Genomic DNA, 14,411 nt, shown 5'->3' on the forward strand with positions numbered 1-14,411 from the left:
ATATGCTTATACTCCTTATTTTCTCTTGAGGGGGATTTTATATGTCAAATGATCGGGTTAAGGATATCGATTTACCAGAGTTAGCGGTTCATTTACAGCCTCATGGTGCAGTAATGGTTGATAGAAAAAGTATGTTTTATTTTAGACTCAGTGGACGTGGAGCACAGTTGGCGTTTCTTTTATCAAAAAACAAAAACCTCCACAAAACGGCACGTATTTGGGAAATTGTACAGAAAGAAGAGATGAGTGCTGAACAATTAAAAGATGAGCTTAGTGCCCATCCCTTTACAGAGGCTTGGACGCAAGGGCTGTTAGATCAGCCTTTACATGTTTCAGGTTCGTTAGATTCATATTTACCTATTAGTTGTACTCTGCAGTTGACAAATGCATGTAATTTAAGCTGTTCTTTTTGTTATGCCAGCTCAGGAAAACCATATCCGCAGGAACTATATAGTGAACAATGGATTTTGGTTATGCAAAAGCTAGCAGCCCATGGAGTTTCTGATATTACACTGACCGGAGGTGAAGCGAAGCTAATTAAAGGGTTTAAAGAATTAGTCGTTGCTGCAAGTTCGCTATTTACCAATGTAAATGTATTTAGTAATGGATTGAATTGGCGAGATGATGAAGTTGAATTACTCAGTCACTTAGGGAATGTTTCTGTACAGATTAGTATTGATGGTATGGATGATACTCATGACCGATTAAGAGGCAGAAAAGGCGGTTTTAAAGAAAGTATGAATACCATCAAAAAATTATCAGAAGCAAACATTCCAGTGATTGTTGCTATGACTATCAATGAGTCTAATGCCGGTGAAGTATCTGATGTGGTGGAGCGATGTGCCAATGCGGGTGCTTTTATCTTTCGTGCAGGAAAAACGTTATCTGTCGGACGAGCGACAGAAGGTTTTAGGGCTTTGGCTGTTGATTTTGAAGAGCTGGTTAAAAATCAGCTTAGGGAAGCCCGTGTCCGATGGGGAGACTGCCTGAACATCATTGACTGGGAGCATGAAGAGAGTTCTTTCACAACAGATTTTTGTACGCCTGGATATCTTGCCTGGTACATTAGAGCAGATGGATATGTAACTCCCTGCCAATTAGAGGATTTGCCACTAGGACATATCTTAGAAGATAGCATGGCAGACATTGGTTCACCTGATCGTTTGTTTCAATTAAAATGTGATGCTAAAAATTGCAAATGTATTGGGAAAATTGAGCTTTCAGAACCGGACTTGCCTTTTCAAAAAGAAGTCAAGGTAGGGATGAGGAATGAATAGTCTATCGGTGGTATTTTGGGTTATTTTGGCAGTTGTTGGATTGCTGTTATTTATTAAATTTAAGCCTCCAACAATTGCTTCACTGCTCTTAAGCAAAGATGAGGCAAAGGAAATAAGTATACAATTTATAAAAGAGTTTGTTGGGATGGATGTGGAAAACTGGGATTTTTATTCGGTATATTGGTATGACCATGATACAGTGAATAAACTTCATCACTTAGGCATACTTAAGAAAAATAGAAAGGTTTTATATGATGTCGGGTTGGTCGAATCATGGAGAGTCCGTTTCGTTCACCAAAATCAATCATTTGTAGTTGGTGTCAATGCCAATCGAGAAATCACTTTTTTTTATGCGGACGTTCCCAAAAAGTCCCTCTCAGGGAAGTTTGAACAAGTTTCTCCAGAGGCACTCAAGCAGAGGTTAATGGTTTCGCCTGATGGACTTTGGTCTAGAGTAAATATGACTGGTACTGGTAAAAAAGAAGAAGATTTTAGCGAGGTCAGTACTTATTGGTACATAGCGGAAGCTGGAGATATTCGACTAAAGGTGACAGTTGAATTACAGGGTGGGCGAATTTCTTATATTGGGACTGAACAAGAAATACTAACTGATCAAATGAGTAAAGTCATTCGAGATGAACAAGTGGAGTCGACATTCGGAGTATCTGGTATGTTGGGTTCAGCTATAGCGATGGTAGTTGCCATTCTCATACTTGTATTTATGGATGTGCAAACAAGTATAATCACTAGCCTTGTTCTAGGTTTGTTGATTATAATATGCCAGTCGTTGACACTAAAAGAAGACATCCAATTGACAATTGTGAATGCTTATGATGCAAGGATGAGTGTCAAAACGGTCAGCTTGTTAGGTGTTTTGTCTACACTTCTTACAGGATTATTAACAGGGTTTGTAGTATTTATATGTTCAATGGCAGGAAATGCGCTTGCTGGTGAATTAGGATGGAAAACGTTTGAACAACCAATGATTCAGATTTTCTACGGAATAGGAGCGGGGCTCATTAGTTTGGGAGTGACTTCTCTACTGTTTAACATATTAGAGAAAAAGCATTATTTAAGTATATCTCCTGAGCTTTCTAACCGAACCGTCTTTCTATCAGGTTTTACTTTTAGACAAGGATTGAATATGAGCATACAAAGTTCAGTCGGAGAGGAGGTCATCTATCGGTTGCTAATGATTTCAGTCATTTGGTGGTTGAGTGGAAATATCATTATTTCCATTATTGTATCGTCCTTTTTATGGGCGATTATGCACCAAGTAACTGGATATGATCCAAGGTGGATACGTTGGCTACATCTATTTATATTCGGTTGCTTTTTGGGAGTTCTATTTATCAAATTTGGTTTTATATGTGTATTAGCAGCTCATTTCATTCATAATTTAGTGCTCGTCTGTATGCCGCTGTGGCAATTTAAACTTCAGAAACATATGCATCACGAAAAACCAAAGTATACTTCATTCTAATGATTAGGAGAAGATTTGATGCAATTGATGCAAGTACAAGATTTAAGAAAGTGCTATCGAAATGGTGATGGGATTGAACATTTGTCTTTCTCAATAAAGCGAGGAGAAATTGTGGCGCTATTAGGGCCAAATGGAGCTGGAAAAACAACGACAATTCGATGTTTGACGGGGCTTTACAAGCCAGATAAAGGCAACATTCTCATTGATGGTTCTCCTCCGGGCCATGTAACTGTTCAAAAAAAAGTAGCGCTCATTCCGGATCAGCCTTACCTGTATCCGACATTAACAGCTGCTGAACATATTCAGTTCAGGGCAAGAGGATTTCATCAAGGTAAAAAGGGTTTAAAAGAACGGGTTTATTATGCATTGAAGGAAGTACACTTGGAGGAGAAAGCAAATGAATTGTGTGGTCAGCTGTCAAGAGGCCAGAAGCAGCGGGTTGTCTTAGCAGGGGCAATAGTTCAAGATGCTTTGCTTTATATATTGGATGAGCCGACTGTAGGTCTCGATATTCCATCAAAACAGTGGCTCTCAAACTGGTTAAAAGCCAAGACAGATCAAGGCTGTGCAGCATTTGTGTCAACTCATAGTCTTGAATTTGTATTAGAAACAGCAGACAGGGTGTTATTAATTCGAGATGGTGAACTTATGAAGAGTTTGTCTGTTCCTCAATTCAAAGAGGAACAATCGGAATGGAGAAAAGAAGTGATTCGTCTTCTAGGGGAATGGTCAGATGAATAATATCATGTCTTTTTTATGGCTTCAGTCAAAAAGGCGTTTTGTAAATCAAGGTCAGGAAAAAAAGATGCCTTTTTTGATCATGCTCCTTTTTGTTGGGGCCATCGGATTTCAAGTAAGTTTCGTTTCAAGATCTGCGATATGGGATATGAATCTTACTGGTTGGGTGCTTACAGGTGTTTTTATCCTTTATACGGCATTTGGACTTTTCTCCAATCGATTGCCAAGTCAGATGGCCGATATCATGTGGCTGTATTGCACTCCTGCTTCATTTTCAAAAGTTGTGTATAGTGTTTTAATTTTCAGCGTCACTTGGAAGGCGTTGCTTTGGATCATCTCGGCCATATTCGGTGATGTATTGATTGTACTTCTGTCCGGTAAGCATATCAATTTAATAGGCAGATCTATAATTTTTGTAGGGCTCTTTTTTATCGCTGAAGTGTGGTTGATGTCTGTCTCATGTGCTAGAACAGTGAAGAAAATGAAAAGAGTATACATTTCAGTCTTTCTTCTAATGCTGGGTATTTATTTCATGTGTCTTTTTCAACTCTACTTTCTACAACATTCATCTGGGCTGTGGGAGGGTATTGGTCGTTTTATTAGTGGCGTAGGTGTAGTGTTTGAGGCATTGTCGCCGTTGTATGTGGCTGTATTTATTGGAATCATTGCAGTTTCTTTTATAACAATTTCTTTTACGAGCAGTCTGGTAGAAATGAAGGAATCGTTGGTAAAGGAGGCTGAATTCTGGGAGGAGTTTCAAGAACGTCAATTTGGTTCAGGGCAAATTATGCAGAAACCAAGGAAGACTTGGTGGGGACTGCAAGGTCTAAATGGTATTTGGTCATTTCTGTGGTTGGAACTGTTGCTTATGAAAAAACATTTATTTTTTCATAGCATCCATACCTTCACGCTGGGCTGCGTCTTTTATGTCGTCATTTTTATATATCCAGAATGGTTTTATCTTCTTTTCTTTCTCGTCGTCTCGGCAGTCATGTTGAGTTCCTATTATTCAGGAATAGTCAGGCATTCGCAATCAGGCGCCCTTTATTTATTCCCTGGAGCCCTTTGGGGAAAAATCATTATTCTAGAGCTAATGAATACAGTCTGGTTGTTTATTCTTTACTGTATTTCTATTGCTTTCATGGCAGTTGAGAATTTAGTTTATTGGTATATATATGGCTTAGGGATATATATATGGTTCATGACAATAAGACTGTTTACTTTTAACAATACAAGTCGAAACGATTTTAAGCTTTCATTGCCTCAATACTACAAGTCATTTTTTATGGCATTAGGGCTTAGCGGCATTTGTTTGTATGTTATTCATTTATTGACTGCTGGCTGGTATACATTAGTGGTGGTTGTCTGTGTAGGGAGCCTTTGTTGGTGCATGCTTAATCGTTTCAGATAGTGGATGTGTAGAATTATTGTTTTAAACGAGGAGAGGGGCTCTATTATGAAATCAAATGGTGATGAATTGTCGCTGTCTGTTCAGAATTTAGCGAAAACAAATGAGATCACAATTGTTCAAGCGATAGGGGAGCTAAAGAAATCAGGAAAAGATGCGATACCTGTTTTGGTTGAGGCCTTAAAAGAGGAAGGATCTTTACGTAATATTGCTGCGGCTGTTTTAGGTGAGTTTGGGGAAGACGCGAGTGAAGCAGCGAAGGAGCTATCATGTTTATTAAAAAGTCATGCCGAAGATACAAGAATGGCAGCGGCCATTTCACTCATGAGAATCGGGAAGCCCAGTCTGCCCTTTGTCATCAAAATTGCTCAAGAAAGTGAAGGACAATCGTGCTTTTGGGCATCTTGGTGTATCGCATGGATCGATCCTTCTTACATTGAACCGAAGATGTATGAATGTCTAAAACGCGAGCATGAACACCCTTCAGGAATGGTTGCTCCGTTTGCAGCTGAAGAGGCATTAGGAAAGCTGATTGCTTTTCAGCTGAAAGACAAGGAGGATTGAAAGGATGAAAGCTGAACAAATAATGAAAGAATGGCCAATTCATTTACCCTGGTTGAATCAATCACAGATTGATTTGACATGTCCAAGTGGCACATATCATCTTCTTTATTTTTGGTCAATGAGCTGTCCAAACTGTCACCAATTAACAGATAAAGTCCTTCAAGATATAAAGGATATGAATGTGAAAGTAATCGGAGTACATGTCCCTTACATAGAAGAAGAGAAATCTATGGAGGTTGTCTCGACGTATGCTCTTGATAGGGGAATAGATATTCCGATTGTATTAGACCAAAACTATGAGATTGTCACAAGTTGTCACGTACAAGGTATTCCTAGCTTTTGTCTATTAAGTCAATACGGGCAGATCGTAGCTAAAACAATGGGGGATGTTGGTTGGGGTAAGATGGTAAAAAGGATTAATGGCTTGTGAAGTTTTCCATCTTGTAAGTATGACGACAAACAGTTGAATATTACGATCAAACGATCCTTCCTATAAGCAGGAAGGTTTTTTTATGATGAACTATTTGCTATTAGTGGGTAAATTCATGTTCTGCCATGCTCCCAATGTACACCTTTCCGTAAGGGCAAAGTCAAATGTCAAAATAAAATCTTTTCAATATTAATCAGAAATTTATTTTCATATCGTATCCTTTCCGTATCACGTGAAAGGAGCATCATATGAAAACATTATGGAAAGTCCTAAAGATCGTTTTTGGCGGCTTGGCTGCTTTGATTTTGCTTGTATCCGTCTCGGTATTTATTTATCACCATTATCAATTAAATAAGGAAGCAGCACTGATGAAAGGCAAAGGCACAGTAGTCGATGTGGATGGTAAAAAGATGAATGTCTATGAAGAGGGGAGTGGGAAGGATACGTTTGTGTTTATGTCCGGTTCGGGGATTGCTGCGCCTGTTTATGAGATGAAGGGGCTGTATAGCAAATTTTCAAAGGAAAATAAAATTGCTGTTGTAGATCGGGCTGGTTATGGATACAGTGATGTGTCTCACGATGATAGAGACATTGATACGATACTGGAACAGACGAGGGAAGCGCTTATGAAAAGCGGAAATAAGCCTCCATATATTCTAATGCCTCATTCCATATCGGGGATTGAAGCGATGTATTGGGCACAGAAATATCCTAAGGAAATAAAGGCGATAATTGCGATGGATATTGGATTGCCCCAGCAGTATGTCACGTATAAATTGAGCGGGGTTGACAGACTGAAAGTGAGAGGCTTCCATCTGTTAACGTCGATTGGTTTTCATCGGTTTATGCCTTCCGCTGTATATAATCCTGAAGTGGTTCGACAGTCATTTTTAACGGATGAAGAAAAAGAAAGCTATAAAGCGATTTCTTACAAACAATTTTTTAATGCCGATATGGAGCATGAGCTTTTAGAGTCTTACCAAAACGGCAGCAAATCTGTGAATCTGCCAGTACCTAAAGAAACTCCCATCTTCATCTTAGATGCGGTTTCTGACCAAAATAGAAATTCAAAGTATGCCATACAAAACCGAAAAGATTATGAAGCGTTTGCGGCTCAATTCAATACAGCCGATATAAAGGAACTGAGGGGAACACACAGTATTTATTTATATCAGCCAGATCAAATATATAAACTCTCCATGGAGTTTATGAGAAAGGTTCGCTAGGATGAAGGGTTATCATATTTTAATCGTTGAAGACGATGTGATGATTGGTGGTTTGCTGCAAAAGATTTTGCAGCGTGAGGGCTATCATGTGATGTGGAAAACCGATGGAGCGGATGTACTTTCGGTGATTCAGAAGGTGGATTTGGTCATTATGGATGTGATGCTGCCGGGTGAAGACGGATATCAAATGTCTGCCAAAATCAAAAAGCTGGGGCTGCGCATTCCGGTCATTTTTCTCTCGGCCCGCAATGATATGGACAGCAAGCTTCAAGGTTTGCAGGTCGGCGAGGATTATATGGTGAAGCCTTTTGATCCGAGGGAGCTGCTGTTAAGAATGCAGAATATGCTTGAGCATCATTATGGCACTTTTACGCAAATCAAACATTTATATATTGATGCAGAAACGAAAAAAGTGTTCAATGAAACTTTGCATGATGAGGTGCTGTTTACGGCAATTGAGCGGAAAATTTTCTTTTATTTATATGAAAATAGGGACAGCACCCTGACAAAGGAACATTTCTTTGAATATCTGTGGCAGCTCGAAGACAGAAACCCGAATATCGTCAATGTGCACATTAAAAAAATCAGAGCTAAAATCAATGATCAAGCGGGTGAGATTATTGAAAATATATATGGAGAAGGGTATCGGCTGAATACCGTTGTGAAGAAATGAAGCTCAAGACAAAATATCAGTTGTTACTATGTACCGCCGTCATTAGTGTTCCGGTGCTATTGCTGGCGGTTAGCATTTTGATGTCGGTCATTTATGACAGCATGTTTAAACCGATGAATCATGGTATGCCTTTTCACAGGTCTTTTGCGTATCCGGCAATGCTCATTGTATTTTTATTATCACTCTTATTGTTAGCTTTTTTATTTTCAAAGTCGATTCATTCTCTGCTGCATAAAATCAATCTATTGAATCAAACCATTCGGCACCTGGCGAGTGATCAAAAGGTGCCTGATAAAATAGAAGTGAAACGCGCTGATGAAATCGGGGAACTGATTAAGTCGGTTAATTTGTTAATTGAACGGACGACATACCGTGAACTGGAACTGAGGCAGCAGGAAGAAGTGAAAAAGGAACTTTTGCAAAAACTGCGTCATGACATGAATACACCTTTAACCGCTCTCAGGCTGCAGTTATTTTATTTGGAGGGCCAATGTGATGATCAGGCCGTATTTGAATCATTGTATCAGCAAATCCACTATATCGCGGAATTAACCAATGAATTCAATCTATATTCCGCTGAGACGTTGGAAAGTTCTTATATCGTAAATGAAGAAGTCCGTATAAATGAGCTGTTAGAAACAGCGGTGAAAAAATGGGATTATTTGTATAGTATGAATGGGATTGGGCTGCACTATAAGCCGGCAGATCAAGATGTACTATGGATGAGCAACGGGTTATGGTTGCAAAGGCTGTTTGATAATATTTTTCAAAACACGTTAAAGCATTCAAAAGCTGAAAAAATAGAAGTCACGATTGAACATGGGACTGTTTCTATTTGTGATGACGGCATTGGATTTGATCGTAATCAGAACAGTGAGGGGCTTGGGTTAAAGATTATTGATGATATATGCAGGCTGCTGTCGATTACTTATGAGCTGCAGACAAATGAGAATGGAACGGGGTTCTTGTTTTCGAAAGAGTGACCCCCGCTGATGTTTTCTTTCTCCTATAAACTCTATATAATAGGCAGAAAGAAATGAGGTGATCAGCATATGTTTAAAAAAATCATTAAAACAATCAAGCACCTCTCAAGCAGTTCTAGCGGCCGATATCGCAGACATCGGCATTACAGCAGCAGCCGGCGCAGGCACTACAGCAGCAGCTCAGGTAAAAGAAGACACTACGACCGCTATGGCGGCAGTCATCGTTACAAACGCCGGAGCTACAGCAGCAGTTAATCCAAAAAAGTTCTTGTTCCGCTTTTGGGACAAGGGTTTTTTTGTGTGGCCGATTGAATGGCACGGTTTAGGTCTTCACGGATGGAAGCGGTGTGCTGATACTCTTCATCAATGCCCAATAATTTTTTCAGCAGCAGGGTTACTTCTTTTGTCAGCGTTAATTCCTCCAGCCAAGTGGCGTTTTTCTTCTTTTTTCCTTTATATTGAGAGTACAGCAGGAATAACAGTGTTTCTCCGAGATCAAAAAAGTCATCCTGTTTCCTCACTTTTATTTCCTCCGTTTCTTCAGTAGTCAATTGCTTTGCAAGGCCGAAATCGATGAGGCAGAGCCTGCCATTATTGATGATGATATTAGGCGTTCTGATGTCGCTGTGAAAAATCAGGTGATCATGCAGGTATTCTACAATCTCAAGCAACTGCGAAATCAGCAGTAACGCCATAAGCTCTGTAAATGGCTGTTTTCGAAAAAATAATAATTCTTCTATATTATCTCCTTCAATGAACTGCATGGCATAATAAGCCTGTCCGTCTATGATGAAATCTTCTATGAAGGCTGGGATTTGCGGGTGGTGAATGCTTTTGATCAGCTTCATTTCCTGCTGGAAGCGGACTCTTTCTTTTTCCTTTTTCGCTTTTGTCGGCCGCAGCTGTTTTAAGACATAAGGTGTTTGCGTATGGAGATCCGTGCACAAATAAACCAAGCCATAGCCGCCCATGCCGAGGCATTCTTCAATTTTGTATCGGTTGTTCAGGATAACGCCGTCCTTTAGAGGGCGGTCAAATAACAGTTTTTTCAGCTGTTTTAATGCCATGTCTGCACTTCCCTTGGTTGTACTGATTTTAGTTTATCAAAACAATGGCATTTTGGGCTAAGTAAAGGGGAGCTTAGCATAAAAAAGAGCCGGCCCATGGAACTTGAACCAGCTCTGTATGAATTAAAACTGTTTTGTGACATCGTATTCATAATCTATTTTTGCTTTGACATTACTCATCGTCGATCTAGCAGTCGCTAATGTATTGTATTTAAAACTCCATACTTTTGCGACACTGAGTTGATCTGACAAAGAGATATCATAAGACCCTGATGTTGAGCTATTCACAAGGGCACGGCGCCATTCGTTGTTTTCGCTCGTCATGATCATATGGCGTGTATTTCCCTGGCTTGGTGTTTGAGTGGCGGTTGTTTGTACTCTAGTTACAATGGCATCGCGCGGTATTCCGGATTGGTTTGTTAAATCAACCTTGATCACGCTGGAGTCAGAACCTGAGGGGCTAAGGGCTGTATTTCCTTTATTATCGGCAACACCGCTGAATGAGAACGTTCCGCTGCCGGATTTGATCCGATTTTCAATTGAAAGTGTAAAATACATGTTCCCGGTATAAGTGCCGCGTGACACTTTGACATAGAAGGTATCCGTGGTGTTTTGGGCGTCAGCATTGGCATAAATAAAAGAAGAGAAAGTATTGGGGTTAATGACTTCTGTGCCTTGCGAAACAGGAACTCTGTTCTTATCGTAAATTTCGATTTTCATCCCTGTGTACGCGTTCTGGTATGTACTTCTTACGTATACTTTTTCTCCCTTATAAGCTGTAAAGGTAAAATAGGCTTCATCTTTTCCGGCTTCCAGTATCGTTGTATCGATATTCTTATATTTCCAATAACCGATTGGCGCTGCGGTATCAAATGAATTGTTTCCTGTAATAGCAGTGACTCCGGCGGCTGATGCCGAATGCGTAAAGGTGAAGAAGACAGACAGCATAATAGCGAATGGAATGAGCCATTTTTTCGTCATGTAAACAACCTCCTTTTATTTCCATCATACATAATAACGCTTCGGGTGTAAATAAATGTTTTTTGAGGTTAATATATACATTGGTATTGCCGATAAAAAAGACTAAGAGAGAATTGTTCAGGGGGGAATCCAATGCGTCTGAATCGGCAATTTATCCGCACACAGCTGATGGTACAGAACATATTGAAACAGGATCCGGCTGCCAAGCGCGAGAATACGTCTGAAAATACAGCGGCGGTGCTGGAAAAGGCATACAGCAGGCTTGAGTCACGATCTGCCAATAAGGGAATCAATCAGTTCAATTATTCTAAAACCAGTGTGGCTGGAAACAGCGGAACGTTCAGCAAAGTGTATCAATCAGCAAATGATCGAACAGTGAGGGACACAGGGGAAGAAACAGTGATTCAATCCAATAACCCCTATGAATCTGAGAGTGATATCAGAATCAAAATACTGGATGAAAAATACAGCAGGATAAATGCGATTAACAAAACAAAGTCTGATCCATTAGGCTATATTAAGGATAAATATCAAAATTCAAAGTCGCCTTATTTCAGAAGTGATCTGTCAGCTGCGGAAAGACAGGCTGCTTACGATAATGAAACAGAGTGGCTATTCAAAGGGAAGGCGCAAAACTATAACCTGCAGGATGCTGTGTTTCGCAATGTCACGTTTCATGGGGAAGTGGAAGCTGAGAATGAAAAGGTGTATCAGCGGAGCCAGGTCAACCAGCAGCTGCAAGTGCTGTTGAATCGAAACGATATTCACATTCCGGAGGGGACAGAGCTGACGTTTACGATTACGCCGATTGACTATAAGGTACAGGTGAGCGGGACGAAAGATGAGGCACTCATAAAGCAAATTGAGCAAGCGCTGCAAGCTGGAGACAACAGCAAAGAGCTATTTTTACATATCATGAAAAGCCAAAGTATCGACTCGACACAATATTCCGAAGAGGCATATCAAAAGTATCAAGCTGCTCGTGAGATGTACGACGTCACAGGCTATCAGTTGAGGGATTTAGAAGTGATCGACGGGCGGTACGTCACACCTGATGGACGTGACTTATTAGACGTATATAAAGAAGAGCTTGAAAAAGATCCTGTACAAAAACAAACGGCTTCCTATGCTATATCTCACTATCGTTCGGAGCTCAGTAAAATGGCGGAAGCCGGGTATGATGCCATTCCGGATTTCATTCTATCAATTGATTACAGCAATGGATCTCTTAGAGATGTGGGGCAAAGCAAGAGCTACGGCACCGGAGATACCGAGTGGCTTGAAACATTAAAACGTCTAACTGGCGTGACTTATTAGAAAGCTGTTCATTGTGAACAGCTTATTTTTTATGAGAATTTTAGGGATAATAACATTCAAACAATTTAATTATATTTATATAAAAGATTTTAAATGAAGTGTAGATGAAAAACTCTGACTAAAGGTGTTTACCTGAAAAAAACAATTGTATTTTCCAGAGAAATTTATTATGATGAAATAAGTAATTTTGGAGATTATATAACAATATTAAGTTTGAATTTTCAGATTGTTATAATTGATTGTTGAGAAAGATGTCGAGTATTTTGTTAAGAGGAGGAAGAGGAGTGGCAAATCAAGAATTAAAGAGGGGCTTGGGCGCGCGTCATATTCAGATGATCGCCTTGGGAGGTACGATTGGTGTTGGCTTGTTTATGGGTTCTGCCAGCACGATTTCATGGACTGGTCCGTCTGTCCTTTTGGCTTATGCAATATGCGGAATTTTTATCTTTTTTATCATGCGTGCGATGGGTGAAATGCTGTATGTCGAGCCGAGCACGGGTTCTTTCGCGACATTCGGCCATAACTATATTCATCCGCTGGCAGGTTATATGACAGCCTGGAGCAACTGGTTCCAGTGGGTTATCGTCGGCATGTCAGAAATTATCGCTGTCGGTTCGTATATGAAATATTGGTTCCCGGATTTGCCTGCTTGGATACCTGGTATCGTGGCAATGGTGATTCTCGGGGCGGCGAACTTAATTTCTGTTAAGTCGTTTGGTGAGTTTGAGTTTTGGTTTGCGATGATTAAAATCGTGACGATTATCTTGATGATTATTGCCGGAATCGGGATCATTTTCTTCGGATTTGGCAACGGCGGAGATGCGATCGGATTGTCGAACCTGTGGTCTCACGGAGGATTCTTTACTAACGGCTTCTCTGGCTTCTTCTTTGCGCTGTCTCTCGTTATTGCGGCCTATCAAGGGGTTGAGCTGATCGGGATTACAGCCGGTGAAGCGAAAGACCCGAAAAACACGCTAAGAAGTGCGATTCAAAGTATTATCTGGCGTATTTTGATTTTCTATATTGGCGCTATCTTTGTGATCGTGACAGTGTATCCTTGGGATGAGCTCAATTCACTTGGAAGTCCGTTCGTGTCTACGTTCGCGAAAATCGGAGTTACGGCAGCGGCCGGCATTATTAACTTTGTCGTGATTACAGCGGCAATGTCGGGCTGTAACAGCGGTATTTTCAGTGCAGGACGCATGCTCTATACACTTGGGGTAAATGGACAAGCACCGAAATTCTTTACGAAGATTTCACGCAATGGGGTGCCGCTCTACGGCACAATTGCTGTAATGATCGGTTTGGCTGTCGGTGTTGTGCTGAACTATATCGCGCCGCCGAAGGTTTTTGTGTATGTGTACAGCGCAAGCGTGCTGCCTGGTATGATTCCTTGGTTTGTCATCTTGATCAGCCACATCGGATTCAGAAAAGCGAAGGGCGCTGCATTAGATAAACATCCATTCAAAATGCCGTTTGCACCTTTCACAAACTATGTGACGATTGCTTTCTTGCTGATGGTTCTGGTCGGCATGTGGTTCAACGATGATACTCGTATCTCTCTGATTGTAGGCGTGATTTTCTTAGCGCTTGTGGTCATTAGTTATTATGGGTTTGGGATTGGCAAACGTACGCAGGCGAATGTGACAAAAAGCGATCAAGCGGTTGAATAACATGGAAAAGAGACATTCACGGATGTCTCTTTTTTTATTTTTGGCGTATGGATTTTTCCTATTTTAGCAAGCTATAGGATAAAGATAGCGGAAGGAAAGGTGTTCATAAAATGGATGTTACACTCGGTTATTTGCGTGAATCACTTTCGAACCATCTTGAAAATGAAGTCTGCCAGCGGATTTGCAAGAAGATGCTGGCGAAGCGGTATGCGAATGAAGAGGAATTTGTAAAAGACTTAGATGACAATGAAATGTCTTTTTTGAATCATGTGTTAGAAAAAGAAATTAAGTATGCCCAGAATGAACAGGATCAAAAACGGGCCAAGGAATTAAACGAGGTGTATGAATTACTGCTTTGAAAGGCGGGGTAAGAAGTGGGAGCAATTGAACGAAGCGGATATACATTTCAGCCGGAGTTTAGCGTCGTCCGTCAAAACGGAGCCATCCATGTGTATCATCACGGCGAATTTGTGGAAGAAATTGAATTTGAATTTAACGGGGAATTTCCCGATCATGATTTGATTGAAGAGCTTGTGAATCATTATTGTTTTGAGCATGAGATTTAGAGCCTTGCCTATTTGCAGGGCTCCT

16 protein-coding genes are annotated in these 14,411 nt (G+C 40.5%); 14 read left to right on the forward strand and 2 right to left on the reverse strand.

Annotated elements, in window-relative coordinates; genetic code table 11:
* The first annotated feature begins 41 nt into the window (after positions 1 to 41).
* The 10 genes from skfB to ABZM97_RS01275 all read left to right on the forward strand — a co-directional run bounded on the left by skfB (position 42) and on the right by ABZM97_RS01275 (position 9,037).
* Positions 42 to 1,277: a sporulation killing factor system radical SAM maturase gene (gene skfB, locus ABZM97_RS01230; protein WP_087991769.1), complete on the forward strand. Its 1,236-nt coding sequence runs from the start codon at positions 42 to 44 to the stop codon at positions 1,275 to 1,277.
* Positions 1,270 to 2,760: a CPBP family intramembrane glutamic endopeptidase gene (locus ABZM97_RS01235; protein ID WP_087991770.1), complete on the forward strand. Its 1,491-nt coding sequence runs from the start codon at positions 1,270 to 1,272 to the stop codon at positions 2,758 to 2,760. The genes skfB and ABZM97_RS01235 overlap by 8 nt, the downstream gene beginning before the upstream one ends.
* 18 nt (positions 2,761 to 2,778) lie before the next feature.
* A complete protein-coding gene (locus ABZM97_RS01240) occupies positions 2,779 to 3,501 on the forward strand; it encodes an ABC transporter ATP-binding protein (RefSeq protein ID WP_087991771.1) in 723 nt (240 codons plus the stop codon).
* A complete protein-coding gene (gene skfF / locus ABZM97_RS01245; protein WP_253268781.1) occupies positions 3,494 to 4,909 on the forward strand; it encodes a sporulation killing factor system integral membrane protein in 1,416 nt (471 codons plus the stop codon). Before ABZM97_RS01240 ends, skfF begins: the two co-directional genes overlap by 8 nt.
* 45 nt (positions 4,910 to 4,954) lie before the next feature.
* On the forward strand, positions 4,955 to 5,470 hold the full coding sequence (skfG, locus tag ABZM97_RS01250) for a sporulation killing factor biosynthesis/export protein SkfG (RefSeq protein ID WP_087991773.1): 516 nt from the start codon (positions 4,955 to 4,957) through the stop codon (positions 5,468 to 5,470).
* Between the two features lie 4 nt (positions 5,471 to 5,474).
* Positions 5,475 to 5,900, forward strand: a complete 426-nt coding sequence (locus ABZM97_RS01255; RefSeq protein WP_087991774.1) for a TlpA disulfide reductase family protein — start codon at positions 5,475 to 5,477, stop codon at positions 5,898 to 5,900.
* 248 nt (positions 5,901 to 6,148) lie between these two features.
* Positions 6,149 to 7,126, forward strand: a complete 978-nt coding sequence (locus ABZM97_RS01260; RefSeq protein ID WP_087991775.1) for an alpha/beta fold hydrolase — start codon at positions 6,149 to 6,151, stop codon at positions 7,124 to 7,126.
* A gap of 1 nt (position 7,127) precedes the next feature.
* Complete coding sequence (gene ybdJ / locus ABZM97_RS01265) at positions 7,128 to 7,799, forward strand: two-component system response regulator YbdJ (RefSeq protein WP_087991776.1); 672 nt, start codon at positions 7,128 to 7,130, stop codon at positions 7,797 to 7,799.
* On the forward strand, positions 7,796 to 8,782 hold the full coding sequence (locus ABZM97_RS01270) for a HAMP domain-containing sensor histidine kinase (protein WP_202329085.1): 987 nt from the start codon (positions 7,796 to 7,798) through the stop codon (positions 8,780 to 8,782). Before ybdJ ends, ABZM97_RS01270 begins: the two co-directional genes overlap by 4 nt.
* Positions 8,783 to 8,851: 69 nt before the next feature.
* Entirely contained in the window at positions 8,852 to 9,037 is a 186-nt protein-coding gene (locus tag ABZM97_RS01275; RefSeq protein WP_176365283.1) for a hypothetical protein, read from the forward strand.
* On the opposite strand, the gene ABZM97_RS01280 is transcribed toward ABZM97_RS01275, so the two are convergent.
* Together ABZM97_RS01280 and ABZM97_RS01285 are read right to left on the reverse strand one after the other, a co-directional pair.
* A complete protein-coding gene (locus tag ABZM97_RS01280; protein ID WP_202329083.1) occupies positions 9,034 to 9,849 on the reverse strand; it encodes a protein kinase in 816 nt (271 codons plus the stop codon). The two genes, ABZM97_RS01275 and ABZM97_RS01280, sit on opposite strands and share 4 nt — an antisense overlap.
* 123 nt (positions 9,850 to 9,972) lie before the next feature.
* Complete coding sequence (locus ABZM97_RS01285) at positions 9,973 to 10,830, reverse strand: hypothetical protein (protein WP_202329075.1); 858 nt, start codon at positions 10,828 to 10,830, stop codon at positions 9,973 to 9,975.
* A gap of 132 nt (positions 10,831 to 10,962) precedes the next feature.
* Between ABZM97_RS01285 and ABZM97_RS01290 the strand changes: the two genes are divergently transcribed.
* From ABZM97_RS01290 to ABZM97_RS01305, 4 genes are all read left to right on the forward strand, one after another.
* On the forward strand, positions 10,963 to 12,147 hold the full coding sequence (locus ABZM97_RS01290; RefSeq protein ID WP_367387131.1) for a DUF4885 domain-containing protein: 1,185 nt from the start codon (positions 10,963 to 10,965) through the stop codon (positions 12,145 to 12,147).
* 284 nt (positions 12,148 to 12,431) lie between these two features.
* The gene (locus tag ABZM97_RS01295) at positions 12,432 to 13,820 is read left to right on the forward strand and encodes an amino acid permease (RefSeq protein ID WP_148962841.1); all 1,389 of its coding nucleotides are present in this window, start codon (positions 12,432 to 12,434) and stop codon (positions 13,818 to 13,820) included.
* Between the two features lie 110 nt (positions 13,821 to 13,930).
* Positions 13,931 to 14,179, forward strand: a complete 249-nt coding sequence (gene csgA / locus ABZM97_RS01300) for a sigma-G-dependent sporulation-specific acid-soluble spore protein CsgA (protein ID WP_003234887.1) — start codon at positions 13,931 to 13,933, stop codon at positions 14,177 to 14,179.
* A 15-nt stretch (positions 14,180 to 14,194) separates the two neighbouring features.
* On the forward strand, positions 14,195 to 14,386 hold the full coding sequence (locus ABZM97_RS01305) for a DUF5370 family protein (RefSeq protein ID WP_202329073.1): 192 nt from the start codon (positions 14,195 to 14,197) through the stop codon (positions 14,384 to 14,386).
* The last annotated feature ends 25 nt before the right edge of the window (positions 14,387 to 14,411 follow it).

Origin of the sequence: Bacillus vallismortis (assembly GCF_040784915.1) — a bacterium.
In the GTDB taxonomy this organism is placed as follows: domain Bacteria; phylum Bacillota; class Bacilli; order Bacillales; family Bacillaceae; genus Bacillus; species Bacillus subtilis_G.